The 9,199-nt window shown below is 61.0% G+C and carries 10 protein-coding genes; 2 read left to right on the top strand and 8 right to left on the bottom strand.

All coding sequences use genetic code 11. The features are described from left to right. Positions 1-4 precede the first annotated feature (4 nt). Positions 5-799: a helix-turn-helix domain-containing protein gene (locus QSK43_RS25285; protein WP_332305774.1), complete on the bottom strand. Its 795-nt coding sequence runs from the start codon at positions 797-799 to the stop codon at positions 5-7. A gap of 107 nt (positions 800-906) precedes the next feature. Between QSK43_RS25285 and QSK43_RS25290 the strand changes: the two genes are divergently transcribed. Then, positions 907-1,269: a nuclear transport factor 2 family protein gene (locus QSK43_RS25290; RefSeq protein ID WP_045020961.1), complete on the top strand. Its 363-nt coding sequence runs from the start codon at positions 907-909 to the stop codon at positions 1,267-1,269. Positions 1,270-1,323: 54 nt separating this feature from the next. On the opposite strand, the gene dxs is transcribed toward QSK43_RS25290, so the two are convergent. The 7 genes from dxs to QSK43_RS25325 all read right to left on the bottom strand — a co-directional run bounded on the left by dxs (position 1,324) and on the right by QSK43_RS25325 (position 7,624). Then, positions 1,324-3,243, bottom strand: a complete 1,920-nt coding sequence (gene dxs / locus QSK43_RS25295; protein ID WP_332305775.1) for a 1-deoxy-D-xylulose-5-phosphate synthase — start codon at positions 3,241-3,243, stop codon at positions 1,324-1,326. Positions 3,244-3,341: 98 nt separating this feature from the next. Then, on the bottom strand, positions 3,342-4,265 hold the full coding sequence (locus QSK43_RS25300) for a pirin family protein (protein WP_332305776.1): 924 nt from the start codon (positions 4,263-4,265) through the stop codon (positions 3,342-3,344). 264 nt (positions 4,266-4,529) lie between these two features. After that, positions 4,530-4,784 carry an exodeoxyribonuclease VII small subunit gene (locus tag QSK43_RS25305; RefSeq protein ID WP_332305777.1) on the bottom strand — a complete coding sequence of 85 codons (255 nt, stop codon included), beginning with the start codon at positions 4,782-4,784 and terminating at the stop codon, positions 4,530-4,532. 2 nt (positions 4,785-4,786) lie between these two features. After that, entirely contained in the window at positions 4,787-5,722 is a 936-nt protein-coding gene (locus QSK43_RS25310) for a histone deacetylase family protein (RefSeq protein ID WP_045020969.1), read from the bottom strand. Positions 5,723-5,746: 24 nt separating this feature from the next. After that, a complete protein-coding gene (locus QSK43_RS25315) occupies positions 5,747-6,310 on the bottom strand; it encodes a biotin transporter BioY (protein ID WP_332305778.1) in 564 nt (187 codons plus the stop codon). Positions 6,311-6,341: 31 nt separating this feature from the next. Continuing rightward, entirely contained in the window at positions 6,342-6,947 is a 606-nt protein-coding gene (locus tag QSK43_RS25320; protein WP_332305779.1) for an energy-coupling factor transporter transmembrane component T family protein, read from the bottom strand. Next, a complete protein-coding gene (locus QSK43_RS25325; RefSeq protein WP_332305780.1) occupies positions 6,944-7,624 on the bottom strand; it encodes an energy-coupling factor ABC transporter ATP-binding protein in 681 nt (226 codons plus the stop codon). Before QSK43_RS25325 ends, QSK43_RS25320 begins: the two co-directional genes overlap by 4 nt. Positions 7,625-7,739: 115 nt before the next feature. Between QSK43_RS25325 and QSK43_RS25330 the strand changes: the two genes are divergently transcribed. Further along, a complete protein-coding gene (locus QSK43_RS25330; RefSeq protein ID WP_332305781.1) occupies positions 7,740-8,936 on the top strand; it encodes a winged helix-turn-helix domain-containing protein in 1,197 nt (398 codons plus the stop codon). The last annotated feature ends 263 nt before the right edge of the window (positions 8,937-9,199 follow it).

A 9,199-nucleotide genomic window follows, 5' to 3' on the forward strand; every position in this document is an offset into this window, starting at 1 on the left:
GTCTTTACTCCCTTGTGCCTTGCATCAGGGCGGCGCGGGTCTCCGCTTCGGCCGGGTAAAAACATTCCAGCACCAGCTCGGACAACGTTACATCAGTGGCGGTTCCGAAAACCGTGGTGGTGGAGATGAAGCGCAAAACGCGCCCTGACGACGGATCGCGCAGTTCGAGTGGTATCGCCAACGGATCGGCCCCGGCAACATGCCGCGGAGCGGCAGGCGCGGGATAGGCGGAAAGCTCCGCATGCAACCGGGAAAGCGTCTCGTCTCCGGTCTCTTCGACCTGACGTCGCAGGCGTTCCAGCAGGTGGTGCCGCCATTCGGCAAGATTGACGATGCGCGAACTCAAGCCATCCGGATGCAGGCTCAGCCTCAATGCATTGAGGGGCGGGCGAAGCAGTTCTTCGGAAATGCCGGCCAGAAGCGATTTGATCGCGTCGTTGGCAAGGATCAGGTTCCAGTGGCGGTCGACGGCAAGTGCCGGAAAGGGCATGTGTCCCTGCACCACGGTTTCGACGGCGTGGCGAGCCGCCGCCATGTCCGGCGCATCCAGCGATCGTTCGGAATGGACAGGCGCGTAGCCCGCCGCCAGCATCAGCCGGTTGGTGGCGCGGGCGGGCATCGAAAGCTGCTCCGCCAGCCTCGTCAGCATGTCGCGGCTGGGCGATGACCGCCCGCTTTCCACAAAGCTCAAATGACGCGCCGATATCTCCGCCTCCGATGCCAGATCGAGCTGGCTCAACCGGCGGCGGGCACGCCATTCCTTCAGCACCTGGCCGACATGTTCTCTGTGATGTGTCATGCCCCGCAGCCTAGCAGAAGAAATCGGCAATGCGATTACCCTGCAGGTAATTGTTCTGCGCCACGGCTCCCGGCATGTTCAGGCCGTCAACCACAAGGAGCGCAATCATGACGCAACATCTCGCAATTGCCGAAACCTACCTCGCCGTCTGGAACGAGGAGAACGATGAACGCCGCAAGCACCTCGTCAAGGAGGGGTGGGCCGAAACGGCGCGCTACGCCGATCCTTTGATGCAGGGTGAGGGGCAACTGAGCATCGCCGCGATGATAGAGGCGGCCCGACAGAATTTTCCGGGATATCGCTTTGTTCTGGCAGGCACCCCGGATGGCCATGGCATCTTTACCCGGTTCTCATGGCGTCTGGTTTCGCCTGATGGAGACGATGTCGCCGGTGGTACTGATGTCGTCAGCCGCGACGCCGGGGGGCGGATTGAAAATGTCGTCGGTTTCCTCGACGGTGCCGCGACGTAAAACGATCAGGCGGCGGCGGGATTGCCCCGCCCCGCCTCGTCCTGAGAAGGATGCCTAACCGGCAAACCCCACACCGGCCTGGCTCTGGCCGAGTGCATTGAACACGGTGGTAACGATGCCGGCGCGGTCTAGGCCGGCATTGGCATACATGGTCTCGGGCTTGGCCTGCTCGACCCATTGGTCAGGCAAGGTGAGCGTCCGAACCTTCGGGCCGTGGTCGAGCAATCCGGCGCTTGCCATGAAATGCAGCACATGCGCACCGAAGCCGCCAACGGAGCCTTCCTCGATCGTTACCAGAACCTCGTGATGGGCGGCAAGCTGGCGGATGAGGTCGAGATCGAGCGGCTTGGCGAAACGTGCATCGGCAACCGTGGTCGAAAGTCCGGCAGCATCGAGGTCTTCGGCCGCCGCCAGGCATTCCGCAAGGCGTGTGCCGAAGGAGAGGAGCGCGACCTTGGTACCTTCCTTGATAATGCGTCCCTTGCCGATCTCAAGAATTTCGCCGCGCGCCGGCATCTCGACGCCCACGCCTTCGCCGCGCGGAAAACGGAAGGAGATCGGGCCTTCATCATAGGCCGCAGCCGTGCGGACCATGTGTTTCAATTCGGCCTCGTCGGACGCCGCCATCACCACCATGCCGGGCAGGGTGGCAAGGAAGGTGGTGTCGAAGGAACCGGCATGGGTCGGTCCGTCCGCACCGACGAAACCGGCGCGGTCGATCGGGAAGCGCACGGGCAGGCTCTGAATGGCCACATCATGCACCAGCTGGTCGTAACCGCGTTGCAGGAAAGTGGAATAAAGCGCACAGAACGGCTTGTAACCATCCGCCGCAAGTCCGGCGGCGAAGGTGACGGCGTGCTGTTCGGCTATGCCGACATCGAAGGTGCGGGACGGGAAAAGCTCGGCCATCTTGTCCAGCCCGGTACCATTAGGCATGGCGGCGGTGACACCGATGATCTTGTCGTCGAGGGTCGCTTCCTGGATCAGCGCTTCGGCAAAGACGCTAGTGTAGCTCGGCGCATTGGGCTTGGCTTTCGCCTGTGCGCCGGTGATGACGTCGAATTTGTTGACGCCGTGATATTTGTCTGCGGCCGCTTCCGCCGGCGCGTAACCCTTGCCCTTCTGCGTCACCACATGGATGAGAACAGGGCCTTTCTGGTTGTCGCGCACATTGCGCAGCACCGGCAGAAGGTGATCGAAGGAATGACCGTCGATCGGGCCGATATGATAGAAGCCCAGCTCCTCGAACAGTGTGCCGCCGGTCACGTAACCGCGCGCATGGGTCACGGCGCGGGTAATGGCGCGATCGATGGTCTTGCCGAGATAGGCCGTGAGTTTCTTGCCGAAATCGCGAAAGCCCATATAGGTGCGGCCGGAGGCCAGCCGCGCGAGATAAGCGCTCATTGCGCCCGTCGGCGGCGCAATCGACATGTCGTTGTCGTTAAGGATGACAATCAGCCGCGCATCGAGCGCGCCGGCATTGTTGAGCGCCTCAAACGCCATGCCCGCCGACATCGAACCGTCGCCAATGACGGCGATGACCTTGCGGTCGCTCTGATCCAGCCCTGCTGCAACCGCCATGCCGAGACCGGCGGAAATGGAGGTGGAGGAATGGCCAGCGCCGAAATCGTCATATTCGCTTTCGGCCCGCCGGGTGAAACCGGAAAGCCCGCCTTCCTGCCGCAGCGTGCGGATGCGCTCGCGACGGCCGGTCAGGATTTTGTGCGGATAACATTGGTGGCCGACATCGAAGATCAGCCGGTCTTCCGGCGTGTTGAACACTTTATGGATGGCAATCGTCAGCTCCACCACGCCCAGACCGGCGCCCAGATGCCCGCCGGTGCTCGACACCGCATCGATCATCTCGTCGCGCAATTCCCTTGCCAGTGCCGGCAGGTCGCGATCGTCGATCTCCTTGAGATCGGATGGGAAATTCACCCGGTCAAGCAATGGTGTCTGTAGCATTCCGGTCAATAGTTCGGCCTTTTCTCGTGGTCAGCGGCGGCGCCAAAGCGTCTTTCATATGGAAAGCCTGATGGTGAGCCGTGCATGTCGTTCACTTCTATAGAATTTCAACCCTCCGGCAAAGGGACAAACTCTTCTTCGTCGCCGGGAACGATATCGAAGCGTCCGGTTCTCCACTCCTGTTTGGCCTGCTCTATGCGTTCTTTTGATGACGAAACGAAGTTCCACCAGATGTAGCGGCGCTGGTTGAGCGCCGCCCCGCCAAAGATCATGATGTGACAGCCGCCGGTGCCGCCCTGAAGCGTGATGTCGTCGCCGGGCCGGAAAACGAGCAACTGGTCGGCGGCAAAAACGTCGCCAGCCACATCCAGAGAGCCGGAAAGAATATAGATCGCCCGTTCCTCATGATCGGCGGAAAAGGGAAATTTCACGCCCGGCTCCAGCGTCAGATCGACGTAAAGCGTGTCGGTGAAGGCCGAAACGGGGGAGGTGAGGCCTTCGAATTCGCCGACGACGACCCGGCCGGATGCGCCCTTGAGGTCGATCAGCGGCATGTCCTCCTTGGCCGTATGGGCAAAGGCCGGGGCGATTTCTTCCATATGATCAGGCAGGGCAAGCCATGTCTGGAGGCCGGACATGGAAAGCGGGTGGCCGCGCAGATTTTCCGGCGTGCGCTCCGAATGCACGATGCCGCGCCCGGCCGTCATCAGGTTGATATCGCCGGGGCGAATGACGAGTTCGGTGCCGAGACTGTCGCGATGCTTGATTTCACCGTCAAACAGATAGGTGACGGTGGAAAGCCCGATATGCGGATGCGGCTTGACGTCCAGCGCCTCGCCCGCCTTCAGGATTGCCGGACCCATACGGTCGAAAAAGATGAAGGGGCCGACAAGCCGCCGCTGCCGCGTCGGCAACGCGCGCCGCACCGCAAAGCCGCCAATATCGCTGGTGCGCGGAATGATGAGGTTTTCGATGGCGTCGCAGGCGAAAGCATCACCCGCGACGGGATCGTTGCCGGGAAAGAAGGACATATTTTGCTCCTCGTGTCGTCAGGCGGGAGTTTATCACAACTGTCGGTACTGGGGAGCATCGCGATATTGAACGCTGTGTTTGTGTGTCGTTACCGGATGCGAGGGAGCGAATTTAACGCGGTTCAATCCACAAACTCCCTCATTCCTGTGCTTGTCACAGGAATCCAGCCGACGTGCGTCTGCGCGGCTAAGAGAGTCCTTTCAGCCCAAGGACTTGGGCTGGCTAGATTCCTGTGACAGGCACAGGAATGAGGGAGGGGATAATCACTCCCCGTCGAGCGGCTCCACGCCCCGCGGTTTTCCGGCGCGGTCGAGACGGATCTTCTCGATGCGCTTTTCGGCGGCGTTCAACAGCGTCTCGCAATGTTTCTTCAGGGCTTCGCCGCGCTCGTAGATGGCGATTGATTCGTCGAGAGCCACATCTCCGCGTTCCAGGCGTGCGACAATGCTTTCCAGCTCGGCGACGGCCTTTTCGAAGGAATAACCGCTGACATCGGCTGTGTTGGCATTTTCCGTCATTTTCAACCCTTCATCATTCTCAAGATATGCATGGCCGCCGATTCCGCCAGCCCTTCCAGATCATAACCGCCTTCAAGCAGGCTGACGACCCGGTTCGATGCGTATTTATCCGCCATTTCCAGAAGCCGTCCCGTCGCCCAGTCGAAATCCTCTCCCACCAGATTGATCTGCGCCAGCGGATCGCGGTGATGCGCATCGAAACCGGCGGAGATGATGATGAGATCAGGCGAAAAGTCGGCAATCGCCGGCAGAACGCGGGATTTGAAGGCCTCGCGAAAATGCTCGCTGCCGGTATTGGGCGAAAGCGGCGCGTTGACGACATTGTTCTTCACGCCGGTTTCGTTTTTATCGCCGCTCCACGGATAAAGCGGCATCTGATGGGTGGAACAGAACAGCACGGACGTGTCGTTCCAGAAGATATCCTGCGTGCCGTTGCCGTGATGCACGTCCCAGTCGATGATGGCGACGCGCTCCGCGCCATGCACCTTTTGCGCATGGCGGGCGGCAATGGCCGCATTGTTGAAGAGGCAGAACCCCATGGCCTTTGCGGTTTCCGCATGGTGGCCGGGCGGGCGGGCCGCAACGAAGACATTGTCGGCGGCACCCGTAAACACGTCGTCCACCGCCGCCATCGCGGCACCTATGCCGGTCAGCGCCGCCTGCAGGCTTTTCGGCGAGACATAAGTATCGGCCTCGACGCGGTTGATCTCGCCATCCTCTTCGGGGATCTGGCGCATGACGGAAAGCAGATGCTCCTCCGGATGCGCCAGAAGCACCGCGTCCTCATTGGCCTGCGGCGCTTCCTTCCGGTTCAGCCGCTCGAAATTCGGATGTTCGAGCGCAATGTTCAGCGACCGCAGCCGATCCGGCCGCTCGGGATGGCCTTCGGGCGTGATGTGCTCAAGGAAGATCGGATGTTCGTAAAGTCGGGTCGCCATTCTTTATCCTCCCGGAAGGATCGATCAGGCGCGCTGCGGCAGAAGCGGATAACCCGCCATTACGGCGCGGCCGGCAAGGGCTGCAAGCACGGCCTTCAGCGCATCGCCGGGAATGAAGGCGAGCGAGCCCATGAAGGCCTTCTCGAAACCAAGCCCGACGACCAGCGCCAGATAGGTGATGCCGAAAGCATACAGCACGACCACACCGCCGGCGAGGCTGGAGACGAAGAAACCGATGCCCTGCGTCACGGCAGACTGGCCGCGATTGACGAGTTTTTCCGAGAGAGTACCGGTGATGAAAACCGCTCCGATCCAGCCGATCAGGAAGCCTGTGGTTGGCGTGGTGAAGATGGAAAGACCGCCGCGCCCACCCGAAAGCACCGGCAGGCCGATGGCGGCGATGAGGATTGTCAGGAGAACCGCGAGTGTGCCGCGTTTCGCCCCCAGCACGACACCGGCCAGCATGACGCCGAGCGACTGCGCGGTGATCGGTACCGGAATGAAACCAAGGGTGATCGGCGGCAAAAGTCCGAGTGCGATGATGATGGCGGAAAACAGCGAGATCAGCACAAGGTCGCGGGTCGTCATGGCTCGGGAACTCCGGATGGTTGTTTTGCCGTCAGCTTTGGCCTCTGAAACCGCGCGCGTCAATGGCGTCGGCAATGGCATCGGCATCCTTCAACGTCATAATGACAAGCGGCACGATGATCGTCGCAAACCGAACGGGAAGACCGCGCGCCCGGTGGGCATCGCGCACCGCATGGTAACGGTTGACGATCTCAGGCACGAACCGCACAACGAGCCCGACCGCGAGCCCGATATCGGCCGCCTTGACCAGCCCCAACCTCTCCAGCGGCGCGGCGGCAAGCGCGATTTCGTCCATGAATTGCGAAATGCTGACGGTAATGGTGACGGCGGTAGCGAGCAGCGCCAGTGCCGTCAGCCGTAAAAGATTGACGGTCGCATCATGGGCCGGAATCAGCAGATAGCTGAAGGCGGCAACGAGCAGAATGGTGAGCATTACGGGGCGCAGCCGCAGGCCGATCTCCCGGAAGGGCAGCTGCGTTTCGCGCAGAATGGCGGCGGCTAAAATCACCGCGCATCCCAGCCAAAGCAGATCGCGGGTGAGGAACAGCACAATGCTGAAGCCCATCAGCGTCAGGAGTTTGAGGCGCGGCGAGACGCGGTAGAGCCAGCCGGTGCCTTCGACATGTAGAGACTTCATCGCGATGCCACCTCCAGATAGTGCGCGACCGCCACTTCGGGCGCGGCATCTGCAATCAATGCGCCCTCGTGAAAAACCAGCACGCGGTCGAAACCGGCAAGCAGCGGCAGATCGTGGGTGATGACGATCAACGCCTGCGACAGCGCCGCCATAGTTTTTTCCACGATAGTGCGGTTTTTGAGGTCGAGCTGGTTGGTCGGTTCATCCAAAATGAGGATTTGCGGATCGGTGACCAGAAGGGCCGCCAGCGCCGCCAGTTGCAATTCGCCGCCGGAAAGTTCGTGCGCGCGCCGTTCTTCCAGATGCGCGATGCCAAGCCTGGCAAGCACGGCCTTCACCCTGTTGTCGGTGTCCGCTTTGCCGATGCCGAGCCGTTTCAACCCGAAGGCGACATCGTCGCGCACGATCGGCAGGATGATCTGGTTCTGCGGATTCTGGAAGATGAAACCGACCGTCTGCAACACCGCTTTCGCATCTTTTACGGTGTCGAGACCGTTGACCGACACCGTGCCCCCGGTCGGTTTGGCCAGGCCGTTGATCAGCCGCGCGAAGGTGGTCTTGCCCGAGCCGTTGAGGCCGATCACGCCGATACGCCGCTCCGTTAATGTCAGGGACAGGGGCTGTAGTGCCTGCCTGCCCTCGAAGGCCACGCCGGCGGTGTCGAAACGGATTTCCAAGGTTGATGCATCCCTCTATCGCTTTCCGGTTCTATATCGTGTCATCAACAGAAGTGAAACAAAGAACAAAAAAAGAACATTGCAATCCTGAAAAAGCCGTCATACCTTCTGTGCCATGACGATCAAGGTTTCGAACGAAGCGGCAAGGCGGATTTTTCTGGCGCGGCAGGGGCTTGTCTCCCCGCCCGGCAGGGCGCTTTCCAAGGATGGCCTGCTGCAACTCATCACCGATATCGGTTTCGTGCAGGTGGACAGCATCGGAACGGTGGAGCGCGCCCATCACCAGATCATATTCTCCCGAAACCAGACCTACAGACGTGAACATCTGACCACGCTGCTGGAAAAGGACCGCGCGCTGTTCGAACACTGGACCCATGATGCCTCCATCGTGCCGACCGAATTTTACCCCTATTGGAAACATCGCTTCCGCCGCCGCGAGCCGATCATTCAGGAGCGCTGGCGCAAGTGGCATGGCGAGGGTTTCGATGCGGCTTTCACAGAGACGCTGGAGCGTATTGCCGCGACCGGCCCGGTTCTGGCGCGGGAGCTGAAGGAGGAGGGGCATCAGTCAGGCGGCTGGTGGAACTGGCATCCTTCCAAGACCGCACTCGAATATTTGTGGCACACCGGCAAGCTCGCCATTGCCGGCCGGGTGAATTTCCAGAAGGTTTACGATCTGGCGGAGCGGGTCATTCCCGGCGAGCATCACGAAAGTGAAGTGGAGCACGCGGAATTTGTCGACTGGGCCTGCCGGCAGGCGCTAAAGCGGCTGGGTTTTGCCACCCACGGCGAGATCGCCGCCTTTTTCGATCTCGTCACCCCGCAGGAGGCGAAGGACTGGGTGACAAGCCACCACGATGAATTGTGCGAGGTCTCGCTTCTCGCAAGCGATGGCGGCGCTGCCCGCCCGTCCTATGCCTTTGCGGATTTTAGCGCTGATCTGACCGACATGCCGGAACCGTCGTCCCGCGTCCGTGTTCTCAGCCCCTTCGATCCACTTTTGCGGGATCGCAACCGCACGGAGCGAATGTTCGGCTTTTATTACCGCATCGAGGTCTTCGTGCCGGAGCCAAAACGGCAATATGGCTATTACGTCTTCCCGCTTCTGGAGGGAGACCGGCTGATCGGCCGCATCGACATGAAGGCGGACCGCAAGCGCGGCACGCTGGATGTGCGCCGCCTGTGGCTGGAACAGGGCGTGCGCGCATCAGTGGGAAGGCTCGAAAAACTCGATGCGGAATTGTCGCGCCTTGCGAAATTTACGGGGGTGGAGAGTGTGAATTATCTGGAGGGGTGGCGGGAGGACAAATGAGGGTGTCTTTTCGTGGTGCCGAAATGTAATGGCGAGCGCCGCCTAGACTCGACGCCATCCTCGCCCTTGCGGCAAGATAGTAGCACTGCATTGTCGCTTGTTTCTTCTCCCCGCCGGGGAGAAGGTGGCCCGAAGGGCCGGATGAGGGGGAACCCTCACCGCATATCGCTACCCTAGCCCCCTCAACCCGCTGCCGCGACCTTCTCCCCGGCGGGGCGTGTTGCAAAACACCTTGTTTCGGCCGTCTGACAGGGGGGAAGGCC

The organism is Rhizobium sp. GR12, assembly GCF_036596185.1.
Taxonomy (GTDB): Bacteria; Pseudomonadota; Alphaproteobacteria; order Rhizobiales; family Rhizobiaceae; genus Agrobacterium; species Agrobacterium nepotum.

Coding starts and splice junctions, on each gene's coding strand:
- QSK43_RS25300 (WP_332305776.1), bottom strand. CDS start 4,265: ATGTCCTTCTTTCCCGGCAACGATCCCGTCGCGGGTGATGCTTTCGCC.
- QSK43_RS25330 (WP_332305781.1), top strand. CDS start 7,740: ATGACGATCAAGGTTTCGAACGAAGCGGCAAGGCGGATTTTTCTGGCG.
- QSK43_RS25285 (WP_332305774.1), bottom strand. CDS start 799: ATGACACATCACAGAGAACATGTCGGCCAGGTGCTGAAGGAATGGCGT.
- QSK43_RS25315 (WP_332305778.1), bottom strand. CDS start 6,310: ATGACGACCCGCGACCTTGTGCTGATCTCGCTGTTTTCCGCCATCATC.
- QSK43_RS25310 (WP_045020969.1), bottom strand. CDS start 5,722: ATGGCGACCCGACTTTACGAACATCCGATCTTCCTTGAGCACATCACG.
- QSK43_RS25305 (WP_332305777.1), bottom strand. CDS start 4,784: ATGACGGAAAATGCCAACACAGCCGATGTCAGCGGTTATTCCTTCGAA.
- QSK43_RS25290 (WP_045020961.1), top strand. CDS start 907: ATGACGCAACATCTCGCAATTGCCGAAACCTACCTCGCCGTCTGGAAC.
- QSK43_RS25320 (WP_332305779.1), bottom strand. CDS start 6,947: ATGAAGTCTCTACATGTCGAAGGCACCGGCTGGCTCTACCGCGTCTCG.